This is a genomic window from Streptomyces sp. CB02058, assembly GCF_001905505.1.
GTDB lineage: Bacteria > Actinomycetota > Actinomycetes > Streptomycetales > Streptomycetaceae > Streptomyces.
Window position 1 is genome coordinate 65,065 of sequence record NZ_LIPG01000009.1, and the last position, 23,799, is coordinate 88,863.

Annotated in this window: 19 protein-coding genes, 1 tRNA gene and 1 CRISPR repeat array; of the genes, 7 read left to right on the forward strand and 13 right to left on the reverse strand. The window is 69.3% G+C overall.

The window, feature by feature from the left end; all coding sequences use genetic code 11:
• The first annotated feature begins 265 nt into the window (after positions 1-265).
• A complete protein-coding gene (locus AMK10_RS35285) occupies positions 266-751 on the forward strand; it encodes a glycine-rich domain-containing protein (RefSeq protein WP_073753779.1) in 486 nt (161 codons plus the stop codon).
• 802 nt (positions 752-1,553) lie between these two features.
• Here the strand turns inward: AMK10_RS35285 and AMK10_RS35290 are convergent.
• The 5 genes from AMK10_RS35290 to AMK10_RS35310 all read right to left on the reverse strand — a co-directional run bounded on the left by AMK10_RS35290 (position 1,554) and on the right by AMK10_RS35310 (position 5,063).
• Positions 1,554-2,180: an NADPH-dependent F420 reductase gene (locus AMK10_RS35290; protein ID WP_073753649.1), complete on the reverse strand. Its 627-nt coding sequence runs from the start codon at positions 2,178-2,180 to the stop codon at positions 1,554-1,556.
• A 181-nt stretch (positions 2,181-2,361) separates the two neighbouring features.
• Positions 2,362-2,733, reverse strand: a complete 372-nt coding sequence (locus AMK10_RS35295; protein ID WP_073753781.1) for a fic family toxin-antitoxin system, toxin component — start codon at positions 2,731-2,733, stop codon at positions 2,362-2,364.
• A 2-nt stretch (positions 2,734-2,735) separates the two neighbouring features.
• Positions 2,736-2,996, reverse strand: coding sequence for a hypothetical protein (locus AMK10_RS35300; RefSeq protein WP_079181002.1), 261 nt, complete (start codon positions 2,994-2,996; stop codon positions 2,736-2,738).
• Between the two features lie 633 nt (positions 2,997-3,629).
• Positions 3,630-4,154 (reverse strand): S1 RNA-binding domain-containing protein, encoded by a 525-nt coding sequence (locus AMK10_RS35305; protein ID WP_241839795.1) that lies wholly within the window; start codon positions 4,152-4,154, stop codon positions 3,630-3,632.
• A 258-nt stretch (positions 4,155-4,412) separates the two neighbouring features.
• Positions 4,413-5,063 (reverse strand): TetR/AcrR family transcriptional regulator, encoded by a 651-nt coding sequence (locus AMK10_RS35310; RefSeq protein WP_241839797.1) that lies wholly within the window; start codon positions 5,061-5,063, stop codon positions 4,413-4,415.
• A 116-nt stretch (positions 5,064-5,179) separates the two neighbouring features.
• Here AMK10_RS35310 and AMK10_RS35315 point away from each other — a divergent pair, with 116 nt between their 5' ends.
• Both AMK10_RS35315 and AMK10_RS35320 read left to right on the forward strand, forming a co-directional pair.
• On the forward strand, positions 5,180-5,878 hold the full coding sequence (locus tag AMK10_RS35315) for a hypothetical protein (protein WP_073753652.1): 699 nt from the start codon (positions 5,180-5,182) through the stop codon (positions 5,876-5,878).
• Between the two features lie 251 nt (positions 5,879-6,129).
• Positions 6,130-6,203: transfer RNA gene (locus tag AMK10_RS35320), tRNA-Ala, on the forward strand.
• A gap of 193 nt (positions 6,204-6,396) precedes the next feature.
• On the opposite strand, the gene AMK10_RS35325 is transcribed toward AMK10_RS35320, so the two are convergent.
• From AMK10_RS35325 to AMK10_RS35350, 6 genes are all read right to left on the reverse strand, one after another.
• Positions 6,397-6,732: a hypothetical protein gene (locus AMK10_RS35325; RefSeq protein ID WP_073753653.1), complete on the reverse strand. Its 336-nt coding sequence runs from the start codon at positions 6,730-6,732 to the stop codon at positions 6,397-6,399.
• Positions 6,733-7,019: 287 nt separating this feature from the next.
• Entirely contained in the window at positions 7,020-8,318 is a 1,299-nt protein-coding gene (locus tag AMK10_RS35330) for a ParB/RepB/Spo0J family partition protein (protein ID WP_073753654.1), read from the reverse strand.
• Complete coding sequence (locus AMK10_RS35335) at positions 8,315-9,472, reverse strand: ParA family protein (RefSeq protein WP_073753655.1); 1,158 nt, start codon at positions 9,470-9,472, stop codon at positions 8,315-8,317. Before AMK10_RS35335 ends, AMK10_RS35330 begins: the two co-directional genes overlap by 4 nt.
• A gap of 204 nt (positions 9,473-9,676) precedes the next feature.
• Positions 9,677-9,949: a CRISPR direct-repeat array (repeat unit 29 nt; unit sequence CTGCTCCCCGCGCACGCGGGGATGGTCCC).
• Between the two features lie 283 nt (positions 9,950-10,232).
• On the reverse strand, positions 10,233-10,982 hold the full coding sequence (locus AMK10_RS35340) for a hypothetical protein (RefSeq protein WP_073753785.1): 750 nt from the start codon (positions 10,980-10,982) through the stop codon (positions 10,233-10,235).
• A 302-nt stretch (positions 10,983-11,284) separates the two neighbouring features.
• Complete coding sequence (locus AMK10_RS35345) at positions 11,285-12,145, reverse strand: oxidoreductase (protein ID WP_073753656.1); 861 nt, start codon at positions 12,143-12,145, stop codon at positions 11,285-11,287.
• A complete protein-coding gene (locus tag AMK10_RS35350; protein WP_073753787.1) occupies positions 12,142-12,363 on the reverse strand; it encodes an Atu4866 domain-containing protein in 222 nt (73 codons plus the stop codon). Before AMK10_RS35350 ends, AMK10_RS35345 begins: the two co-directional genes overlap by 4 nt.
• Positions 12,364-12,563: 200 nt before the next feature.
• Between AMK10_RS35350 and AMK10_RS35355 the strand changes: the two genes are divergently transcribed.
• Entirely contained in the window at positions 12,564-13,406 is an 843-nt protein-coding gene (locus AMK10_RS35355) for a helix-turn-helix transcriptional regulator (RefSeq protein ID WP_073753657.1), read from the forward strand.
• Here AMK10_RS35355 and AMK10_RS35360 read toward each other — a convergent pair.
• On the reverse strand, positions 13,310-13,819 hold the full coding sequence (locus AMK10_RS35360) for a hypothetical protein (protein WP_338014687.1): 510 nt from the start codon (positions 13,817-13,819) through the stop codon (positions 13,310-13,312). The two genes, AMK10_RS35355 and AMK10_RS35360, sit on opposite strands and share 97 nt — an antisense overlap.
• 408 nt (positions 13,820-14,227) lie before the next feature.
• Here AMK10_RS35360 and mobF point away from each other — a divergent pair, with 408 nt between their 5' ends.
• Entirely contained in the window at positions 14,228-18,313 is a 4,086-nt protein-coding gene (mobF, locus tag AMK10_RS35365) for a MobF family relaxase (RefSeq protein WP_073753658.1), read from the forward strand.
• A 310-nt stretch (positions 18,314-18,623) separates the two neighbouring features.
• On the opposite strand, the gene AMK10_RS35370 is transcribed toward mobF, so the two are convergent.
• The gene (locus tag AMK10_RS35370) at positions 18,624-21,185 is read right to left on the reverse strand and encodes a helix-turn-helix domain-containing protein (protein ID WP_198959862.1); all 2,562 of its coding nucleotides are present in this window, start codon (positions 21,183-21,185) and stop codon (positions 18,624-18,626) included.
• A 178-nt stretch (positions 21,186-21,363) separates the two neighbouring features.
• Between AMK10_RS35370 and AMK10_RS35375 the strand changes: the two genes are divergently transcribed.
• Positions 21,364-22,452, forward strand: coding sequence for an alpha/beta hydrolase (locus AMK10_RS35375; protein ID WP_073753660.1), 1,089 nt, complete (start codon positions 21,364-21,366; stop codon positions 22,450-22,452).
• 58 nt (positions 22,453-22,510) lie between these two features.
• On the forward strand, positions 22,511-23,671 hold the full coding sequence (locus AMK10_RS35380; RefSeq protein WP_073753661.1) for a serine hydrolase domain-containing protein: 1,161 nt from the start codon (positions 22,511-22,513) through the stop codon (positions 23,669-23,671).
• Positions 23,672-23,799: the final 128 nt, after the last annotated feature.

Below are 23,799 nucleotides of genomic sequence, written 5' to 3' on the forward strand. Positions count from 1 at the left end.
CCCTGCACCTGCCCGCGCTGCCGATGAGCCCCATGTGGGACGACGAGCCCACCCGCGGCGCAGGTATCCGCGCATCGTGCGGCCACGCCACCGAGCACGGGCGCGTCCACTGGGTCCCCCGCATATCCGGGCCGGACATACGGATCGTCACGCACGCCGACCCCGGCAACTGCCCGCCACCAGTCGACACCACAGACTCCCGCCCGACTGCGGATTCCCTGGAAGGACAACAGCCGGGCGGGCGATCCCCAACCAGAAGAAGGAGATCACCGTGAGCGTATTACCCGTCATCGCCCGCGCACTCATCACGGATGCGCAGTTCACCAGCTGCCGCTCCACCGTCATGGACGCCAACCCGGACATGAGCGCCGAGCTGGCCGGCCGGATCGTCGAGGAAGGCCTCAAGTTCGTGGCCGCCTGCGCGACCAACCCCGGTACCGGCCTGGCCCCGTCGCGCATCGTGGACGAGGGGTGGCACGCCTTGATCCTGCACACCGCGATGTACGCCGAGCTGTGCGAGGAGCTCGGCGGGAACTTCGTCCACCACTTCCCGGGCTACGACCCCACCAACTACGATCCGCCGATCATCGACCGCACCCGCGAGACCATCGCCGCCCTCGGATACACGGCCGACCCCGAGCTCTGGGGCCCGCCGTCGGACGAGACCCTCGTGTTCGTGGCCGCGCAGTGCCAGCACGCCCCGGACTGCACCATCGTCATCACCCCGAAGCCCAAGCCGCGCGTCAGCTGAGCGATAGCCTGACGGGAGGAGGTGCCCCCATGGCGCAGGAATGGACCGACCCGCGGTACACCGAACTGGTCGCAGAGTGGGAGGCCGGGCAGACACCCGACTCCCGCGACCCACAGGAGCCCCGGCCGGTACGGGGATTCCTCGTCCCAGCAGAGCCTGAAGCGTAGCCCGCTCAGATCGACCGCAGCCCCCGTCTGTCGCGAGACGGGGGCTGCCTTGTGCCCGCTCTCCGTCCCCCGCCAGGCCGGGGCTCCCTGTGTGCGCCTACCAGTTCAGCCAGGTCCTCACCGAGGGCGTATGCGATTCGGATCAGTGAGTCGAGCATGGGCGAGGTGTGCCCCTGCCCGATCCGGGGACCATCCCCGCACGCGCGGGGAGCACGTCCCACCGCCTGGTCGTGGTCAAGCCCGGGGATATCCTGCTCCCCGCGCACGCGGGGATGGTCCCGACCTCGGCTCCGAGCGGTCCCTGGTCGCCGTCTGCTCCCCGCGCACGCGGGGATGGTCCCCGAGTACGGCGCGGCGCACGGGGCCGAACGTGCTGCTCCCCGCGCACGCGGAGATGGTCACCCTGGGGCGGAGGACCGCTGGACGCCTGAATACAGCCGCGCCCTGGCGACGCTCGCCCGCTGGGATCGATAGCCGCTGCTGTGCTGGAGGTCATGAGCCAGCGTCGACAGTCTGTTGTCCGCGGACAACAACGTGACTCCGTCTCCCCCATGCCATGGTGTTGTCCGCGGACAACAGAAGCGGCTCCGTCTCCCTCACGCCAGTGTGTTGTCCGCGGACAACAAGCGGCCGGGCTAGGCAGAAGGGCGGGTGACCACGTTGATGTTGAACGTGTGGTTCCCCAGGCCGCCCGCGATGCCCATGAAGAGCAGGGCGAAGTGCTCCTGTCCACGTGCTGTGGTGATGCCGCCGATGTCGAGCTGGGACGAAGCAGGCCAGCCGAGATCGGTGAGCAGTCGGCCGGTGGTCCGTTTGGCTTCGGCATCGTCGCCGGAGAGCAAGACGCTGCTCGGGCCGTCGAGACCGTCCGGGGCGGTCATGACGGTGGAGTCCATGGTGCAGAGCGTCTTGACGACGGGGGTCAGGGGGAAGGCCTCCTGGATCTGTTCACCCAGGCTGCTGTTGGGATGCGAGAGCTCGGTGAAGTCGTCGGAGAGGCCGACCCCGATATCGATCAGCAGGGTGCCGGCCAGGGCCGGCGCCCCGATGGAGCGAAGCAGCTCCACAGAGACGGCTCCCGGGGTGGCGTTGACTAATGCCTCTGCGTGAGTGGCTGTCTCGCTCAGGCCTGCCACGGGGAGACCGAGGTCTGTTCGATCCTTGGGCTGGCGTGAACCGAGAAGCACGTCATGTCCTGCGGTACTCCAGCCGTGGGCCAGTGCTTGGGCGACGTTGCCGGTGCCAAGTAGTCCTATACGCATGCTGTGACGCTAGCCGTCGTAGGGGCTCGGCGAATCGGGCCGCGGACCCGGGTGGACCGGTACCACAGACGTAGTTCTGTAGCCCCCCGTCACTCGCTACGATCGGCCGAGTCCTACCTCGGGCGGCCGTCACCCTTGCATCGCTCCTGTATGGGGCGTGACAGGGATGACCTCCTAGGGCTCAGTCCTGCCAGGTCCGCAGAAGTGCTGCGATGCGCGCGGCCGTGCATTGCGGGTCGTACAGCTCGCGTGCCAGGGCCGACAGCTGCTCGCGGGTCGGTGCCACGGGGATGCCGCTGGCTTCGAGGTACATCACCGCGACGGCGGCGGCCACGCTCAGGTTGGACTGCTCCAGCCAGCGCAGACGCCCCAAGGTGTGCACCAACGCCGCGGCTCTGGCGAAGGCGCCCTGGTAGACGGGAGTTTCCAGGAGCTGGGCGCGGTGTCGCGCGACGGCGGCGAGGGGGACTCCCAGATCTTCGGGCGCCGGGTCGTTATGGCCGGCGCGTTCCGCTACTTCGAGGATCCAGGACAGATCTACGTGCAGGGACATGCTCACGCAGCGGCACCCCGACGGGGTGCGGCGGAGTGCTGGGCGTCGAGGTCCCTTTCCAGGGCCTCGAGGAAGGAGCCGTGCTCATCCAGGAGGCGCTGGGCGCTCGCCATCCCTGCGGCCCTGGCCCCGGACGTGTCCTCGGAGATGAGCCGCTCGACGTAGCGGTTGAAGTCGAGGCCACGAGCTGCCGCGGCGTCCTTTCCAGCCGCGAGCACTCCTGGCTCGAGCCGGAGCTGGGTCTGCTTCTTAGGGGATGCCATACAAGCAAGGTAGCAGGGTGGTAGCAGAGAGGCGATGGGCGAGCCGCCTCCCGGCTCCGCTGTACGTCGGTGTGCCCCGGTCCGCCGCTTAAAAGCGTGCACGAGCTTGTTGGGTCACTCTCTCTCGAGCTCTGTACGCACAGCCTGGCCAGCGGCAGGGCCACCGCCATCACAAACACCCAAGCGGCACGTCCAAGCCGAGCAGCCACGCCCTGCCCCCTCACCTCTCATCGGCCCTTCCCGGAACCGTTTGGAGGAGTACAACACAGGGCCGGAACCGAGTGATCTTCTTTTAGGGCTTATCGGTGCTGCATCCCGGCGGCTGGCCGGCAGACACTCGGTACGCCTCGGGAGGCGTACCGATCATCGATCCAGTCGGCCGCCGCCGGGCGGACCGTCGAGCTGGTCGGCACGTGCGACGAACAACCGTGATGGGGTGCCACCGTGATCGCGCCAGGGGCTCAGCGACTTGATCTCGGGCTGCATCGTCCAGCCGTGGGTCGGCCGCCTGACGAAACTGACTCCTGGTGCTCTGGCGGGGAGGGTTCACCGGGGCGAATGCGCTGTCTCCTTTCGCAGCCAGAGTGCCTCAGAGCACTCGTGCAGGGAGCTCGCCCTGGAGACGCGAATGAGTCATTGAGGGCGGGACGCTCGGCGTAGGGAGAACGACAGTCGCCGTCGTTGCCGGTCGATGTCGGTGACGACGACCGTCATGTCGTCGCCGACCTGGGGCATGTCCGAAGGGTGCAAGGGCGTCAAGGCGAAATCCCGAAGATGGACCAGGCCTATGAGTCCGCCCGCGACCTGGACGAAGACGCCGATCGGGGCCAGCTTGGTGACCTTCCCGTGCAGCTTCTCCCCCGCCGTGGTGCTGTCGGCGAAAGCCTGGAAGGGGTCCGGCTGCGTTGCTTTCAGGGACAGCCTGGCCTCCAGGTTCCTGGTGTCGAACTGGAGGAACTCGCACGAGACGCGTTGCCCGACCTGCACGATCTCGGTGGCCTTCTCGAAGTAGCGCCAGGAGAGTTCGGCGACCGAGATGAATCCGACACCGGGAAAGACCGGGTGGGCAGGGCCGTCGTCCAGTGCCACGAACACGCCGAACGGCTCGATCGCTGCGACGGTGCCGGAAAGGAGCTCCGGACGGTGCAACGAGTCCAAGAAGGCCCAGAGAGCCGGGTACTCCGACGGTCCGCCTATCACGCTCGGTAGCTTTTCACGGGAAGCTGCACCTTGGGCAGGGCCTGGTCATGCCCAGTCCTGAGGAGATGGACACCCCGGCGGACGCCTTGTCTGTGAGTGCGGCCCTTTGCCGTCGTTCGGCGGCCAGGACGTAGAGCTGGTGCTGCGCCGCCTGGTCAGCCGGGCGCTTCATCCCTTCCGTACGCCGTGAGGATCACCTGGCAGGGCGCGGGCCGCTCAGGCCTGTGCGGTGCGGGGGCGGCTCGGTGTGAGGAGGTAGGCGATCGCCATGTCGCTGAGCTCGTCCGCGTACTGGGCCCTGGCCGCTTCGCCGGTGACAGGGTCGGGGCGTACGGAGTTGTGGAAGCAGGCACCCAGGATGGCCCGGGCCGCCGTGTCCAGGGCCGCCTCCGGGTTGGAACGCCGGATCTGAGCAGCGTAAGGGGCTGCTGCTTCGAGCAGGAGGCGGTGTATTTCGGTGATGGTGCGGGCCCCGCGGTCCAGTGACTTGCCTCCGCGCGCGCGGAGCAGCTCAGGGAAGAGGTTGCTGCTGTCGGCGAAGGACTGCAGAAGGGCGTGCGCGTAGGCGTCCATGACGCCGGAGAGCGACGGCTCGGCCGCGTGCAGCTGCTCGGCCACGTACTCTTCGCGCCGTTCCAGCATCTGCTCGGTCAGGGCGGTGACCAGCTGCTCTTTGTCGTCGAAGCGGCGGTAGATCGTGCCGACCGAGACGCCGGCGCGTTCTGCGACACCGGCGATCGTCATCTCGTCCAAGCCGGACAGGGAGGCGATTTCCTCGGCCGCTCGCAGTACGCGAGCCAGTGTCGCGGTGCTGCGGGCCTGCTGCGGCTCTCGGTAGCGCAGTGGGCGGGCCGGCTCGTCAGTCATGTCCCGCATCGTATCGGCGGCGGTCTCACCAGGACCTTTTGACAAGTGCTGCACTCCCCTGGCTACTCTGAAGATGTGAATGCGAATTCGCGTTCACATTACCTGGAGGTTCCACCATGCCCGACAACCAGATATCCGCGCCCGTGACCGTGACGCTCGAATCAGGGCCTACCGGCGCCGGGAGCATCGACGACTTCGAGCTGTTCTACGCCCGCCGCGCGCTGGACCGCTTCAGGAGGCGCCTGGGCCGCCAAGGGATGCTCGACCTGCTGGCCGCGGACATCGAGGAGGGCAACGCCTTCCTTCGGGAGAGCGCCCGTGCCTCCGACGGCAGCTTCAAGGCCGGTACGACGGTCCTCGCCACGCGGGGCCTGTCCTCCGGCGCGTTCATGGCCTGGATGGAGAAGGCATTCGCGGGCGACGAGAACGCACTCCTGGCGGCGCACCCTGAGCACTACGTGATGGCCCCCGGGGCCGACGGCGCGTTCAACGTGGTGGAGAACATCGGTCCCCACGTCTGCTCGTTCTACATGGGCGGCTGGGGGACGGACGCGATGGCCTGGGCCGCGGACGCGGACGAACTTCTCCCCGAGTCCGAGTATCCGCACAAGATGTCCTCGAACCTCTTCCTGGCCGACGGCACCGTCGTCGGGCGGGCACTGACCCAGTTCGGCGACACCGCTGACGGCTTCACCGCAAGCTTGACGGTCTACGTGCCCACCGCGTGCCCGCAGGACGTCCTGGAGCACCACCTGCGGCACTACGCCGTCGAGTTCAGGAACTGGATCATCGCTGCTGCAGCGGCCCGCGCCTGAGGTAATGGGGTCAGACGTCGGGCTGCTTCGGCACCGGTGGGCCGTGCGGTCCGACGTCGACCGGCTGTCGTCGACATCAGGGTGCTCGTTTGAAGCAGTGGCGTGGTCTGGCGATGCGCACAGTGGCTTTGCCCACGAGTACGGGCTCTGGCTCAACTTCTTCTGTGAAGCCACGCGTCGAGTGGTCCGTCACCCCTCGACAATTCTTCGAGGCAGCGGTGCGCCGGGGCTCGTATGATCCCGGACAGGATGGGGCTCGTAGCGCAGCGGTTGTCGCGCCTTCACCGCATGTGGGAGGACGCCGGTTCGAATCCGGCTGGCCCCATCCTGTCTCCTTCGAAGCGCCGCGATCTCGGATGAGGGCCACCGGAAAGGTTCACCGGCTCGTGACGTCCGGCGCGGTATCTCGCCGCGTTGTCGCATCACCCGAGTACATCCAGTACATGGCCGATGCTCCGCCTTGCGATGCACCGCACCGGACGCCGCGAGCTTCTCGGCGAACCTCTCCAGTCACGGCACTAGCGCATGTCGGCGCGCCTCCGGGTGGCGATCACGGTGACGGCCGTGCCCGCCGTTCCGTACAGCGTGTACAGCAAGCCCTGGCCCAGGAGGTCGCCGCGCTTCACCTCCTGGGCGTACTTGAGCTGGTCGTACGTGGCCGTGCCAGTCGAATCGCCGCCGTGGACGCTGTAGTCGAGCGCGCAGGTATAGCCCTGCCGCATGGAGCCGGGGTGGTCCTCACCGTCCTCACCCAGCTGGAGCCCCGGGCAGTCCGGGACGCCGTGGGCCGCCCCGGCCCTCAGCAGGGTGATCACCCCCCACGCCAGCGGGACCAGGAAAAATGCGATGAACACTCCGCGCGACCTCACAGCGGCACCCTAGTGCCGCGAGCTTCTCGGCGAACCCTTCGGTCACGGCACTAGTCGGTACGTGGATGGAGGGCAGCCTGCCCGGCGACCCGCGCCCCACGTCCATGCGACGATCCCTCATCTGATGACGAGAGCCCGCCGGGTCGAACGAGTCCCGGTCTCCTCTGTAGGACGTGAACAGCCGGGCTTGGATACCAGCCGCCAGGCAGGCCTCGAAACAGGAATGCGCCGGGGGTCGGCTGACCCCCGGCGCACGATTGAGTGCTGTGCTCTCACACGTAGGCGTGCAGCTCCTCGACCAGCTGCGTCAGCTGCTCGGGAGTGAGCCCGGATGCGAGCGTGCGGGCCTGTTCCTCGACGGATGCGCCGAGCTGGCGTACCAGGTGCAGACTGCGCTCGTCCGCGGGTTCAGCCGTCTCGCTTCCCCGGCCGTTCGTCGCTGCCGGAGCAGCGGCGGTGCCGAGCTTGTTGTCCGCGGACAACAGAGGAGCGGGAACGGACACCACCGGGGCCGGCGATTCCGCCTCGGCGGCATCCTTGTTGTCCGCGGACAACACGCGTTCTTCAGCAGGAGCCGACGTCGCGGGAGTCGGCGTCCGGGGCGAAGCAGGCTGAGCGGTCTTCGTCTCGCGGGGTGTGTTGTCCGCGGACAACAACGAACGAGTGTTGTCCGCGGACAACATTGAACCCGTGTTGTCCGCGGACAACACGGAACTCGGTGCGGGGGAGTGGTCCAGCACCTCCGCGGTGTCGGCCGGTACGGACGGCCGTGCGGCTGCAGTCTGCCTGGCCTGCTGGAGGAGAAGCCTCTCCTCCTCGCGCGCACGGACCTCCTGCTCCCGGGTCTCCTTGAGATGGGCCAGCAAACCGGCTCCGTCGAGTCCCGGCTGGTCCTTCAGACGTCGCGCGAGCAGACGGCCGTCACGCTCGGGGAGATCGCCGGAACTGAGCATCGCCTGCAGTTCAGCCGGGAGCTCCAGGAGAGCGAGCTGGTTGGTGACCCAGGAACGGTCACGTCCGAGCCGCTTGGCCGCCCGCGTACGGGCGCCCTTCTCCGACTCCTCGCTGCACACCCGCACGAGCTCGAGGACGCCGCGCGCACGTTCCACGACATCGAAGTCCTCCCGCTCCAGGTTCTCCTTGAGCAGGTGGTCGACGAACTCCTCGCGGGAGGCGGCCAGGTCGTCACGTACGACGAAGTCCAAGGCATCCAGGGCCACATGGACCGCGCTACGGAAACGACGCTCGCCGTTGACCAGTACGTAGGCGGAGTCACCGATCTGCGCCTCGTGCTCGGGCCACAGCCTCAGGTACGCGGGACGGGACACCGCAACGCATGCGGCGAGCTGGGCGACACGCAGCTCCTCACCGAAGCGGGTGAGGTCATCCTCCGAACCGAAGTTGCGACGAGGGTTGAGTGGCGTCGGCGCGACATCTTCCAGCGGCAGACGCCGAAGCTCGTACGACGGGACGTCTCCCTGCACTATGGCCTTCGCCCGGCCCCGGGCGCTGCGGCCACGCGGCACGCCCCCGAAGGACGAGCCCGTGCCGAGCCGGTCGGCGACACTCATGACATGACCTTCCGAGCGATGGCGCGCATGACCTCGGACTGCTCGCACTCCGGGGCGTAGGACAGCAGCGGCTGCTTGAGACGCACCGACTCACGCTGCTCCTTGAGCTCGGGCATGACACCGACGACCGGCGGGTCGCCGATCTCCTTCCAGCTGTGGAGCGACGACGTCGCGATGTAACCCTTGCGGCTGTCATACATGTTGACGATGAAGCCGAGCATCGAGATGTCGACCTCCATGTCGGCGCACAGGTCCTGGATCTGGTCGTAGAGCATGTCGTACGCGTCGGCGGACGAGTCCTCGGCGAGTACGGGGATGAAGATGCCGGACATGCCCTGGGCCTCGCCCTCGCGGGTGCGGCAGTAGTACAGGGCCGTGTCCATGGTGTAGCCGAGGCTGGGCGGACAGTCGACCACGATGTAGTCGAACTCCTTCTCCAGTGGCTCCAGGGCCTTCTCGAGCGCCGTCTCCTTGATGCGCACGAAACGGCTGGTCGCGAGCTTGGCGTCGAGCAGGAACGCGTCCTTGCAGGCCGGCAGCATGAACAGACGCCCGCTGAAAGCGCCGTCCTCTATCGGGACGAGCAGCTCGCGGAGCTCTCCCTTCGCCTCGCCCAGCATGTGCTTGGCGAGGCTGGGGGATTCGATGTCGAACAGCTCGTACCCGAGCTGCTTGGTGAGGTGGCCCTGGGGGTCGAAGTCGATGAGCAGGACGCGGTTGCCTGCTTCGGCCAGTGCCTGCGCGACACCCGAGGACGTCGCGGTCTTGCCGACCCCGCCCTTCTGGTTGCCGAAGATGAGCCGACGGGCCCAGCTGGGTCGCGTTGCCGGCCTGCGGGGGGAGGGGTGCGTGTCGAGCCACAGGCGGATCGCCTGGGCGATGCCTTGGTTGAAGGGGATGCCGCGTTGCTTGCAGTCGTCCTTGAACTCCCCGTACAGCCCCGTGGGGAGATAGGTGGAGAACGAACTGCCGCCCGTGGTGTCCACGGGGACGCGCTCGACGTCATCTGCTCGCCATGCCTGCACGCCTTCGGTCACGGCGTCCTTGATGTCGACGCCGAACTCGGCTGCTCTGACCTTGAGTTCTTGACGCAAGGCCGCCGGCAACTTGGCGACTACCTTTTCCCTGTCATCGGGGGAGTATGGGACGGTCATGCGGTTACCTTACTCACTCGGGTGGGATGTGTGTCGCAGGCGGGGTCGGAAATCTGCGGCGTGTCACCCGGATGGGGGAGGGATGCTGAGGTGGATCGCCAATGTGGAGCACTGGGTGAATTGGGGCTTGGGTGAGCAATGTCGGATTCAGTGAAAGTGCATCAGAACAGGCCTGACCGCTGATAGAACAGCAGGTCAGTGAGTCTGCTCCCCGCGCACGCGGGGATGGTCCCCAGGCCGCGTGCGCCGAAGCGCTCATCTGCATCTGCTCCCCGCGCACGCGGGGATGGTCCCACGGCTGCGCCCCGGACCAGGGCCGGTCCGGGCTGCTCCCCGCGCACGCGGGGATGGTCCCGCGGTCGACCACTGGACCAAGGCCGGCATGTCTTGCTCCCCGCGCTTGCGGGGATGGTCCCGTCGGACTGTGACGCCGCCGGATGATCGATGGCTGTTCCCCGCACATGCGGGGATGGTCCCAGCCTTTCCTTCTTGAGGTCGGTGCCCGCCCCCTGCTCCCCGCGTATGCAGGGCTGGCTCCTCTTGTTGTCCGCGGACAACAAGAGGCTGACCCGACCCGCTGGGCGGGGTCGGCAGCGTGCCGCAGGCGGCGCGTCGTAGCTGGTTGGCTGAGACGTCGAGCCTGGCCGCTGTCGCGACGCGGAACGTGCCGGGCAGCCAGGCGCTTGAGGCAGCGGCTGCGGAGTTCACCGGCCAGCTCCCCGATGCCCGTGAGGCAGGTTTCGCCGGTGGCGCGTCCTGGTCAGTTGCTCCAGCGAGCCACGATGGCGTGATCGACGCGGAAGAGCGCGTCGCACTCCGCGCAGTACGCACTGCCGAAGACGTAGGTCAGATTGCTTGCCACCTCGTGCTGGCCGTCGGCGAGAGCACGAGCGTGGAGGCGCCGGGCCAGCCCTTCCAAGGAGGCGACGGCCGCGGGCCGCAACTCCCTGCGGTGCCCAGCAGTCTCTTTCATGTAGAAGGCGTCGGTCGTCGAGAAGTAGCCGTACTCGCCGAACACCACGAAGTTCTCGGCCTCGCACTCAGGGCAGGGGACCTCGAACTCCCCACCGCTGAGACCGTGCAGTTCCTCCCCCCACACCTCGACTCCCTCGAAGGCCAGCAGGGCTTCCAGCAGTTCCACGTAGCGGTCCGGACTGTCGGCCGGCGACGGATCGCGCAATGCCTGCTCCACCAGCTCGATCAGCTCGGCGATCTCGGCAGCGTAGGAATCCTCTGGACCAGGAGTTCCGTGGGGCCGGTCGGTGCTTGCCACGATGGAAGCGGCCAGGAGCAGGGGCATGGTTCGGTCCGTAGCCGTCAGTCGGCGGGCCTTCTCGGTGAGCGCCGGCAGGGCAGCGTAGCTCGCGAGGTAGACCGTTCCTTGGTGGCAGAGTCGTGACCAGAGCTCGGTCCACGCGGGACTCCGCGGGTCAGGGCCGGCTTCCGCGAGGAGGGCGGGTATGTCTTCGGCAGTGCCGTAAGCATGGGTGAGCTGCGACCAGTCCGTCATAGGGATGATCCAAGCAGGCACCCTCAGCGTCAGAGTCCGCTGCCTGGCGTGCACCCTGCGAAGTATCCGCACGGCGACATCGTCGGCCGCTTGCTCGTCACCGTGCTCCACAGCCCCGGATGCTCCCCGAGACGCCTGAACCCACTGACTGCGCCCCACGGCCGTATATCGGCGCCCAACCCACTGACAGCCGTCGTCTCGACCCTGGCGGCGAAGAACGCGGCCGAGGCGTCGGGGCCGTCGTCGGCCCGGGACCCGGTCGTCGTCCGGCGGCCGTCTGTTGCCCTGCCGGGCAGGGGCGTCTACTCGTCCGCCCTTTCCTCCGGGAGGAAGTCGGTGGAGCGGGCGAGGACTTCCCAGGTGTTCAGGTCGTGGTCGACGGCGTCGCGTCCGGCGCGGATCAGGCGCAGTGCGTCGGAGCCGAGGACGAGGTGGGCGGGTGGGTTGGGGGTGCCGAGGATGTGCAGTACGGCGGCGGCTGCCCTGGCCGGGTCGCCGAGCTGTCGGCCGCTGGCCTGTCGGCGGGCGGCGCGGATGGGTTCGAAGAGGCCGTCGTAGTCGGGGATGGTGCGTGGCGTACGGATCATCGAGCGTCCCGCCCAGTCCGTGCGGAAGGAGCCGGGCTCGATGGCCGTGACGTGGATGTGGAAGGGGGCGACCTCCTTGCCGATGGCTTCGAGGATGCCTTCGAGCGCGTATTTGCTGCCGCAGTAGGCGGAGACGCCGGGGAAGCTCGCCAGACCGCCCATGGAGGTGACGGCCAAGACGTGCCCTTGACGGCGTGCGCGCATGTGGGGCAGGACGGCTTGGATGGTAGCGGCGGCGCCGAAGACGTTGACGTCGAACTGGGCACGCACGTCGGCCAGGGGTGTCTCCTCGAAGGTTCCCTCCAGGCCGTATCCGGCGTTGGCGATCAGCACGTCGATCGGGCCCACGGACTGCTCCACCGCGTCCACGGCCGCGCGGACCTCCGCGTCGTCGGTGACGTCGAGGATGCGGACGTGCGCGCGCTCGCGGTGCAGGGCGGTGAAGGCGGTCGCATCCACGTCGTTGCGGACGGTGCCGACGACGGTGTGGCCGGCGTCAAGGGCGGCCGTGGCGAAGGCGCGGCCGAGGCCGCTGCTGACGCCAGTGATCAGGATCGTCTTGGCCGTGTCGGTCATGCCTGCTGCTCCTTGTAGAGGACGAGGTGTTCGTGGAAGAGCACGCCGTCGCGGATGTCGCCGGTGGCGGTGAAGCCGGTGTCGTCGACGTAGTCGAGATGGCTGCCCGTCACGGTGTAGCGGCCGGTGTAGGCGCTGGGGCGGGAGCCGCGGGCCTCGTCGTAGCGGCCGTCCGCACGCAGTTCCTGGCGGATGTGCCCGTCCGCGGTCACCCACATCCCGACCACGTCCACGGCACCGCCCTGCTGCCCGGTGGACTCCTGCGGCGGGTTCGACTGGTGTCTCACGAGGGGTTCCTTGTCGTTCGCGGGTGTGGTGACCACCAGCCTCGGTGGGCCGTGGAACGGGTGCCAGGACAAGTCGTGCCTGGGTACGGCGCACCCAGGCACACGCGGCAGGGGCGGCTTAGCCTGGGAGGGTGACCAGCAACGATCTCGGAGATTTCCTGCGCGCCCACCGCGCCCGCTTGCGCCCTGACGACGTCGGGCTCGCCTCGTACGGCGCCCGGCGGGTGGCGGGGCTGCGACGGGAGGAGGTCGCCGTTCTGGCCGGTATGAACAGCGACTACTACGCCCGCCTGGAGCAGGGCCGGGAGCGCAGCCCGTCTGCGCAGATCCTCGAAGCGATCAGCGGGGCGCTGCTGATGGACGACGCGGCCAGGGAGCACCTGTTCCGCCTGGCGGGCACCGCGCCGGAAGGCGAGCGCCCCCAGCCGAGGGAAGCGGTGAGTACCGCGCTGCGGCAACTGCTGGATGGACATGCCAGCGCCGCGGCGTTCGTCCTGAACCCGGCCAACGACTTCCTGGCCTCGAACGCGCTGGCCGACGCCCTGTTCTCACCGTTCGAGACCGTGGACAACATGGCCCGCATGACGTTCCTCGATCCCGCTGCCCGGAGTTTCTTCGCCCAGTGGGAGCGGGCGGCGAAGGCGGTCGTCGCGGGACTGCGCCACGCCACGGGCCTCGATCCGCACTACGCGCGCCTGCATGAGTTGGTCGCTTCTCTGGCCGAGGAGAGTGAGGAGTTCGCCGCCCTGTGGTCCTCGCACACCGTCCATGGGAAGTCACGCGACGGCAAGGAACTGCTTCACCCCGACGTCGGACTGCTCGATCTCACCTACCAGACCTTCGACGTGCGCGGCGCGCCGGGCCAGCAGCTGGTGATTTACCACGCCGAGGCGGGCAGCCCGAGCGCGCAGGCGCTGGCCCTGCTCGGGAGTCTGCACGCCACCCGGAGCCGGGAGAGCGCCTCGGAGCAGTAACCCGGGGGCAGACACAGGGGGGTCCCGCACATCCCAAGGGTGTGCGGGGCTCCCCCTGTGCGGACGGTGGCGTAACCGGCGAGGGTGGACATCGCGTAGGCGCCGAGGTCGTCGACGTCCGGCATGATCCGCCGCAGCTGCGTCTCCCGGGCATGCCGGTGTGTGTCGACGAAGCCCGGGGGCAGGATCGTGCCCGCCGCGTCAACGACCACCGAACCGTCGCGGTCCAGGCCGGTGCCGATCGCGGTGATCGTGTCACCGACGACGAGCAGGTCGGCGCCGTGCAGGACACCGAGGTCCGCGTCCATGGCGACGATGGTCGCCCCGGTGAACGGGATGCGGCGCTTCGGGTCGGCGGACCGCTGCTGAAGCTGTTCGAGCACGGCCGGACTGGTGGTGTCGGAGGTACTCAAAGGAGGTCCTGTTCATCGGGCCGGGGTGCAGAGCCCTGGCCGGCTGGGCGATGCCCTCAGCCTCGGTCCATCCGGCAGGAGCAACCAGGCCGCCGTTTGCCCAGGTGCGGCACATCCCGCTACGGCCTCCGCCTCACCGATGCTGACGACGTCAGCACCTACTGACACACCTCATGGCAGAACCGCTGACATCCAGCGGCAGGCTCGGACGTCCCGATGGCAGACGGCAGAAAGCCGCCCTGCGCGGGACGAGTACGGTAGTGACCGCCCATCGCCGTGCATGATCAAAAACCCATGATCAGAAACTTGGGAAGCACTAAGGGGGTTCCCCTGACAGGGAACCTCGCGCGCCGGGAAGGCGTACACACACAGGCCTGCCTGACAGGCCGTGGAGAACGGGGACGGCCTGTGGCCTGGGTGACAGCGATCCGCGACGACGAGCAGGTCGAGTACCGGCTCAAGGAACAGGCCGGCTGCTCGGTCGTCGCGTCCGATGGCGTGGTCCAGGAGGCAGCCGACTCAGCGCCGGAGTACCGGTCCCGGCAAGAGAGCGACGCTGCCCTCGTGTGGATGGGCAGCGGTCTCGCCGCAGTCGGGCCGGCCGAAGGCGCGGTTCTGGACGACGAGGGAAAGGAGGCGGCCCGGAGGCTGATGGCGGGCTGCCACCCGGAGACCGGGGCTCGGCTGATCCGTACACAGACGTCGGTCCGCGCTCACGCGAAGGCGAAGCTGACCACCGCCCGGCTGGTCGAGGCGATCGAGGCCGCCGCCGAGGACAGGGGAGTGGCGCCTGCCGATCTGCTGGAGGGGAAGCCGAAGCAGCAGAAGGTGCTCGCGCAGCAGCAGCGGATGGTTCACCGGCAGGGCGACCGGCACCGGATGCAGGTGACGACCTTGCACAAGCTCGCTCGTGCTGCCGGCCTCTCACTGCAGGACGTCTACGGGGAGACCGAGCTGGCAGAGGCTCGGGAGCACGCGGACCAGCGGGTCGATGACCGGGTACGTGGCTGGGATCTGATGCTGGATCTCCCGAAAAGTGACAGCGTCCTGTCGGGGCTCATGCCCGAGGTGGACGAGCGGCAGTTCCGCGGCCTGGTGCACCTGGCCAAGGCCGACACGATCCGCGAGGTCGAGCGATGGATCGGGTACGCGGTCGGCTCCGAGGACGGGCAACCGGCCCGGCTCGCGACCGGCGGCCTGTTGGCGTGGTCCGTGGAGCACCGTTCGGCACGGCCCATGGGTGATGGCATGCCCGGTGACCCGCATCTCCACCTGCACGTGACGATCGCCAACATGGGTCTGTGCGAGGACGGCGAGTGGCGTTCGGTCGGCAACAGCGGCCAGGACCTGCATCGTCACGCCGCGGCGGCCGACGCCTTCTTCAAGGCACGCGTCCGCGCCCTCACCCATGCCCGGTTCGGTGTGCGTCGGCAGCGGGCCGAGCACACCGGCGCCTGGGAGGTCGACGGGATTCCCGAGCCGGTCCGGGACCTGTTCTCCCGCCGCCACGGACGGATCGTGGACCTCGCCGGGGACGAGGCCGGGCGCCAGGAGCGCGACCGTGCCGCCGCTGAGACCCTGCGCGCCAAGCACCGTGGTGACGCGTCGGCGATGCGGGGGAGCTGGCGGCAGCGTGCCGAGCAGGCCGGGGTCGATGTCGACGCGATGGTTGCGGCCGCCGCCCCCGGACCGCCCGGCCCGGACAGCGGCCCCACCGTCGACGGACCCGGCGGACCGCGGATTCCTCCGCCGTCCGACCTTGCTGCGTTCGTCTTCGACCCGGAGAGCGGGCTCACCGCGAGCGCGAAGACGTTCTCTCGCGCGCAGCTGCTCGCAGCTGTCGGCAACGCCCTGCCGTTCGGGCTCGACGCGTACGACGTCGGCCGCCTGGACGAGCTCGTCGACGACGTCCTGGACGTGGCCGGGTACGCGGTGCGCGTGCCGGACTACGGGTCCAACGTCATGACATCGATCGCCCGCTACACCACCCAGGACATCCTCGACGCCGAGGAACACGTCCAGGTGCAGGCGCTCGCCCGGCACGGCGAGGAGGCGGTCGCGCTGACCGACGACGAGGCCGCGACCGCCGTCGACGTCTGCGAGGTCGCTGTCGGCTTCGAGCTGTCGGCCGAACAGCGGGCGGCAGTGACCCGGCTGCTGACCGTCGGCCACGGGATCGACGCCGCTGTCGGTGTGGCGGGCGCGGGCAATTCGGCATTGATGGAGGCGTGCCGGATCGGGTGGGATGCCAAGGGCACCACGTACGCCGGTGCGACGCTCGCCGCCGTCGCCGCGCAGAACCTCACCGACACCTCCGGTATCCCCACGAGGACCGTGGCGGCCTGGGTAGAGCAGATCCGCGACGAGGGGTCCGCACTGGACGACGTCGACGTCCTGGTCATCGAGGAAGCGACGACGGTCGACGACCGCTCAGCCGAGGCGCTGGTGCGGGAGGCCGCCCGCACAGGGACGCAGATCATCGGCATCGGTGACCCGGTCCAGCTCCAGGCGATCGGGGCCGGCGGATGGTTCCGCGAGGTCCACCGGCTGGTCGGCGGTCTCACCCTGCACGAGAACCGCCGCCAGGAGGACGCCGCCGAGCGGCACGCGCTGGAGGTCTGGCGCACCGGCGACCACGACCAGGCGCTGCGCCTGCTCGCCGGCCGGGGCCGTGTTCACCCCACCGAGAGCGCCGACGAGGCCCGCTCGCAGATCCTCACGGTCTGGGACACGCTCCGCCGCGATCGCAGGCCCGACCCCCGTGACCTCATCGACGAGCTGGTCGTCCTGGCCGCTCGGGATGCCGACGTCGACGCGCTCAACGCCGGTGCCCAGCAGATCCGCCGTGCCGCCGGCGAACTCGGCACCGAGCACACCTACGCCCTGCCCCGCGGCAACCGGCTCACGCTGGCGGTCGGGGACGTCGTACGGATGCGCGTCGACGACAACCGCAGCCGCCGAGGGGAGCGGCCGGACCTGCTGAACGGTTGCCGGGCTGTCGTCAGCGAGATCACCGAGGACGGGCGGATCGAGATCACCTGGCGTATCCGTGCGCACGTCCAGGACGATGCTTCCGCGGCGGCGTGGCTGACCCCGGAACAGATCGCCTCCGGCGCCCTGTCACTGGGCTACGCCATGACGATCGCCGCCTCACAGGGCATGACCTGCGACACCAGCCTGGTGTACGGGCACGGGGCCAACGCCTTCGCCACGTACCCGGGCCTGACCCGGGGCAGGACCGCCAACCACCTGTGGCTGCCGCTCGTGGTCATCGAGAGCGAGGACACCCGGGCACGGCTCGACAACGCTCGTACCGAGAAGGAGCGCTTGGAGCTCGCCTTCGACGCCTTCGCCCGCTACCTCGGGCAGTCGCGGCCGGACACGACGATGTCCGACCTGCACCCCGAACCGCCGGTGCCCGCCGTCGTGCCGTCGCCGACCCGCACCAGGGCCGTCGTCGCCGGTGCCGCACACGCACGGTCGGCGGCCACACCTCACGACGCATCCCAGGGCCAGGCCCAACCGCACGAGCGCGAAAACCGGCTGACGGGCGAGCAGGATCAGCGGCCGGCCGACATGGAGGAGGAGCGGAGGCTCGCCGGTGTGCAGGCCTGGAACCACCGCCCGTACGGCGACCGGACCGACCAGGAGCTGACCCGGCTGATCGCCACCGGCCCCGTCGAAGCCCTGCGCGAAGACCGGACGGCAGGCGAGGCGGAGCAGACCGAACGCGCGCTGCTGGCGCAGATCGCGGAGGGGCAGGCACGCGGGGAGACCCGGGGCCGGAGGGAGGTCGCACCCATCTACCCGCTGCTCGACCTTGCCGGGGAGCAGCTGCGTCTCGCTCGTACCGAGCAGGCCCGCGAGACCGCGGCGGTCGCGCAGGCGGCCAAGGCGGACGAGTACCTGCGCCAGCTCGCAGCCGCCGATGGGAAGGGCCGGATCGCGCTGCGTCTGGCGGGCACCTCCCGCAAGGAACACCAGCAGCTGAAACAGCAGGCCACCGAGGAGCGCGCCGCTGGATGGCGGAAGGCCGCAGACGCGCGGGCAGCAGCGTCCCGTGCTGCAGAGTCGGCGTGGACGATCCTGTGCACGAGCCCGTACGCCGCAGTGCTGGGTGCCATGGAGCAGCAGGCGCCGGACGTCGACACCCTTGCGGCCCGGCTGTCCGAGATGCGCGAGCAGCGGATCCCCGCCCGCGTCCAGCAGATCGACACCGGCGATCTGCAGAGGGCCTCGCGCGCACACGGTCAGGCCGTCAAGGCCCGGGAGAGCGCGGCCAGGTACCTGGCCATCGTCAGTGACGCCCGCACCGAGGAGGCTCTTCGGGCGAGGATCGCCGAACTGCACCCCAGGCTTCATGAGTCCGAGGTGAAGGCCCGCGCCGATCTCCAGAAGGTTCAGGAGACCCGGACCGCCCTTGTGGCGGCCCAAGGCAGTCGCTCATATCAGCCGCCGACTCATGCCCGCCAAGGTCCACGCCGAAGCCTCTGACAAGACGGGCTGGTCAGTGACGCCTGGTGTGCCAGGTGCCAGGTGCAGCGCCGAGTACCAGGACCCGTTCGAGGGGACGTCCCTCCCCGTTCACCAGGAGGTTCAGGTTTCGGGCACGTGCGCTGAGCGTTGATCTCCTCGCGTGTGATTGCCTTGCCCTCGTAAGTCAGGAACTCGTCGTCGGCCAGATCGGTGGACTTCAGCTGGCGGGCGTTTGGAACCATCCCGCGCGTGCGGGGCCGCGCAGTCCGTTGTCGCTGTTCTCTCGCGGAAGGCAGACCCGTCCACCCGTCCGCCACCGAACAGACCCTCAACGGCCTTCCGGCGACGCCCTCTCATCGGATGCGCGGCGCCCTGGGCCCGGTTTCACGGAGCTGGTGACGCGGCCCGAGCGGTCGTAGACGCGAGCGAGGTGTTGCTGCAGCCGGATGTGCCGGAACTGGTACACGGCACCGGCTTGCCGGAGCACCCCCCGGCGATAGGCGTCGTCCAGGAAGGAGGCGGTGTCCCACGGCAGTCTGCGCGTCAGCGGCAACCAGAACCGGGCCACCGTCAGCCACTGCCCCCACGCCGTGAGCGCGAGCACGTACGCCGCCGAGCCGCCCAGTCCGCCGACCGCCCCCAGAAGCAGAGCCGCGTCCAGCGGCCACACCAGCGTCCAGGGCAGCACCTGCTGGAGCAGGCTGACGACGACATGTCCGCAGAGAGCGAGTCCGGCGGTGACAGCGGCAGCAAGCACGAGGAACTGCCGGGTGGCCGTCGACCGGTTGACGGACAGCAGCCGCATCGGCGTGGCCGCGGCGGCGATGTCCACGGGTGCCTCGAAGGCTGCGACGAGTCCGAAAGACAGGCCGGCCGTCAGGCCGAAGATCAGTCCCAGGGCCAACGTGTCCTGCAGCGCCGCGTTGATCAGATCCGCGCGCGGGATGGTTCCGGCCAACGCGCGAAACATCGCGTTCGACCAAGCGTGCGCGACGCCCAGTACGGAGCCGGCCAGCAGCCCGACCCCGAAGCGCGTGAGGATCTCTCGAACCGGCCTGTGCTCGACCCCGGGGGCCACGGCCGCCAGTCTGAGCCGTACCTGGGTCGGAACGGCCGCGGTACGGCCCACCGCGGCCAGGGCACAGTGCGCGAGGCCGAAGACGACCGCGGAGCAGAACCCGAACATCGCCACCTCGAGCATCGTCGGCCCTTGCACGGAGGGCAGGCGCCCGATGGAAGCGGCGAAAAGTACTACAAGCCAGTTGGCCGCGAACATGCACAGTCCGCCCAGCAGCGCGGTGTGCAGGATGCGCATCGGCAGCCGTACGGACGCGCCGAGCCGCCACCAGGCAAGGTCTCGACGCTCGTGGGCACCGGTGGCCAGGCTGTGGGCGAGGTAGCCGAGCCAGCGTTCGGCTTGGTCAGGGTCGCGGTTGCGCTGTCCGGGGGCGGGGTCGGCCCGTTCGGGGGTGCGGTGCCGGTAGACCGTGGGCACGAAATTCGCCAGCAGGTGTTCCTCGAGGTGGCGTCCGGTGGGAAAGCGCGCGGTGTCGAGCAGTTCGACAGGGTCGTTGCCGGGCACCTCGCTGTACATCGTCCTGGCCAGGGTCACCATCAGCGGCGTTCCCAGGACCTGTCCGAGCCGGCTGCTCGCCGGGGTGTCATGGACCCGCAGTTCGTCCAGAACGGCATCCCACACGCCTGTGGAACCGCGGTTGCCCAGGGTTTCGCCGAGACGGTCGGTCCGGGGCAGGTACGCCGCCAGATCCTCGACGGTCAGGTCGGCGAGTTCGACGCAGGCTGCCAGTACCAGAGGCGTGTGCACGTCGCGGACCGCTCGGGCGTACTCGTCCCGCCGGCTGGTCAGGACCACTGGGTGGGACGTGGCGTTGAGTGCTTCCAGCGCGGGGCCGCGCAGGGCTTCGGCGAGCTCGTCGAAACCGTCCAGGACGGGCAGGATCAGATCGGAGTCGACGAGTTCGGCGGCCAGCGTCGCACCCTCGGGAGTCGTACGGGCCAGATGCGGGTGGTCCCGCAGAAGATGGTCGACCAGCAGGTCGCGCGGTGTGATGGTCAGCGGGTCCCAGGATCCGATGCTGAGAATGACCGGTACCCGGAGGGAGGGACTCGGGGCCGCGAGGAGATCGAGGACGAACCTGATGGCCAGAATGGACTTCCCGGAGCCGGCGCGACCGAGAATGACCAGTCGCTGCGACTCGACACTCCGATAGGTGCCGGCGACGGTCCGCAGGTCGCCGTCCAGGTCCAGATCCCGGGCGGGGACTCCCGGCTGCAGGCGCTGGATGTTCTCCGGACGGTCCATCAGGACGGCGGGAGCGGACCGATATCGCACGGGCAAGGGGAACGGGTCGTGGACGCGACGATGTTTTTCCTCCCGCTGCCAGCGTCGGCCGACCTCGCGGGCCAGTGAGGCGGCGGCGTCGACGAGCGGACCGGCCGGCGACGGTGCGGCTTGCTCGGGGACGGGGACGGGGACGGGGAGCGGCACGGCCGGTGCCGGTGGCCCCTGCTGGGTCCGGGGCTGAACGGCAGGTGGCGGTTCCCCCGGCTGACCGGTCGGTACCAGCTCCTCGGGCTGAGCAGCGGGGGTCGGCCCTTCCCACGTACTGGCGGGTGCCAGCACCTCGGCCGGACCGGCGAGGGCCGGCTGCCCGTCCAGGGACGCGGTAAGCCGTTGCCATTCCTCCGGCTCCACGTTCAGGACTTCCGCCACCTTCTGCAACGTCCTCAGCCGGTGCTCGGGGAGCCTGCCGTTCTCCAGCCGGCCGATCGTGCTCACGCTCACCTCGGCCAGCTCCGCCAGCTGCTCCTGGGTGAGGCAGGCGCGTTTGCGCAGCTGACGCATACGCGTGCCTAACTCATTGGTCACTCCGGACTCACCTTCCATGGGCACCGGTACCGCCCGAGGCTATCGAGACCACCGGTCACGGATGACCGGTCACAGATGACCTCCCCCTGACCTGCACATGCCCTGTTCTCCGGACCCGGTGGGCCGCATCGTGGTCGTGCCGGCGGACAGTCGGTCACCTCGCACAAGGAGTACCGGAGTGAGATCTCCATCAGCCCGCCACCGTCGCCTCGTCGGCGTCCTGTTCGCGGCGGCACTGCTCCCGGCCGTGTCCTTGGGACCGGCCGCCTGGGCGGACGCCCCGGCCGTCCCCGGCACCGACTTCACGGACGGCTTCGGCCTGAGCCAGGTCGCGGACGGCACCGAAGCACGCTCCAGCACCGACTTCACGATCACCGTCACCACCCCGGAGGTCGCCGGCCCGCACCGTATCCGGATCTTCCTGCCCAGCGGGTACGCCGACGATCCTGACCGGCGATGGCCGGTGGCGTACTTCCTCCACGGGAGCGGCGGCAACGTGGACGATGCCGCCGCCGCCCCGGCCCTGCACTCCGACGCCATGATCACCGTGGTCCCCGACGGAGGTCTCAAGAGCTGGTACGCCGACTGGTACATGCAGAACACCGCCGTAGGGGCGGCCAACTGGGAGACCTTCCACCTCGAACAGGTCGTCCCCTACATCGACGCCAACCTGCGCACCCTCCCCGACCGCGCACACCGGGCGGTCACCGGGCTGTCCATGGGCGGATCCGGCGCACTCCACTACGCCCAGGCCAGACCCGACCTCTTCGGCCACGCCTCCTCCCTCTCCGGCGGAGTCGACTTCTCCATGGCCACGGTCCGCGCTGCCGTACTCGCCACGGAGCTCAATCTGCCCGGCGCCTGGTGCGCGCTCAGCACGTCGGGCAGCCAGGGCTGCCCGACCTACGGACCGTACGTCGACAGCGACGCCGTCTTCGGCTCGCCGTATCCGGTCCTGGGCGCCGACCACCGCTGGAACGCCTACGACCCCGCCGCCCCGGCCAACCTGTCCAAGCTCGGGAACACCCAGGTCACCCTCTACACCGGGGACCAGGGCGTGATCGACGCCAACACGGCGACGGCCGCCCGCACGGTCAAGAACCGCCTGGACCAGCTCGGCATCCCCAGCCGGCTCGTCGACTACGGCAACGGTGCCTCCCTGTCCCCCCAGTGCGACGGCAGCCACACCTACGGGTGCTGGGGCCCTGCCTACGCGGACTACATCCCGCGCCTGGAGGCCGCCTTCGAAGCCGCCGCGCAGAACTGAGCCGGCAGCACCGGCACAAACCCGACCGAGCGAGACCTCTCCGAGGAGCGGACACCGAATGACCACCCGAAACGGTACGAAACTGGCCTCCGTCATCGGCGCCGTGTGCGCGACGGTACTGACGCTGTCCAGCTCGGCGGCACACGCCGCCACCGCCGGGTCCGACCACTCCGGCACGCTCGCCGCGCTCAAGGCGTTCCAGGCGGCGGCGGGGCCCGGCGCAGCCGTCCACGCCGGAAACGGAAGCGAGTCCTGGACCCTGTCGGCGGGTACGGGAACCATCAACGCCGACAGGCCCGTCAAGGCCGACGAGCACATCCGTATCGGCAGCCAGACCAAGACCTTCACAGCGGTGGTGGTGCTGCAGCTGGCCGAGGAAGGCCGCGTCTCCCTGGACGCGCCGATCGACGACTACCTGCCGGGTGTCGTCACCGGCAACGGCTACGACGGCACCCGCATCACCGTGCGCCATCTGCTGCAGCACACCGGCGGCCTCGGCGCCTACACCCCGTCCCCCGGGCTGAAGACGCCTCCGTCGAACCCGGACGGCACCTTCAGCCTGTCGGCGGTGGTGCGGTACGCGCTGGACGCCTCGCCCCCGGTCTCAGCCCCCGGTGAAGGCTTCACCTACTCCAACACCGACTACTACATCCTCGGAATGCTCATCGAGAAGCTGACGGGGCAGCCGGTGCACAAGGCCGTGACCGAACGCGTCATCGAACCGCTCGGTCTGCCCCACACGCTCTTCCCCGCACCCGGTGACCGCGCCCTGCCCACTCCGGCCGTCAACGGCTACCACGGCGTCCGGGTGGGCTCCTTCTACCTGTGGGTGCCGGCGGTCTCGTACGACCCCTCGCTGTTCAGCAGCGCGGGAGCCATGATCTCCACGCTGGAGGACCTGAGCGCCTTCTACCAGGCGCTGGCCAGCGGAAAGGTCCTCAACGCGAAGAGCCTTGCCGAGATGCGCACCGCGCGGCAGGTGGGCACCGGCACGGGCTACGGCCTGGGCCTCCAGACGTTCGAGCCCTCCTGCGGCGGTACGGCACGCGGCCACTCCGGTGGTGTCCCGGGCTACGAGACCTTCACCCTGACCATGGACGACGGACGCTACGTCTCCCTCGTCACCAACGTGTTGGTGCAGGTCGGCCAGCGCCCGGACGCGCAGCTGCGGCAGCTGCTGGACACGGCGCTGTGCGAGGACGCACCACAGCGCGACTGACGCCGACACACATCGACCCCGCGCGGCGTCTTTTCACCGCACCGTGGCACCACCGTGCGGTGTCTCTTCACCGCACCGTGGCACCACCGTCCGACGGCCGGTGTGCGCATCGTGTCGGCCCCGTCTCC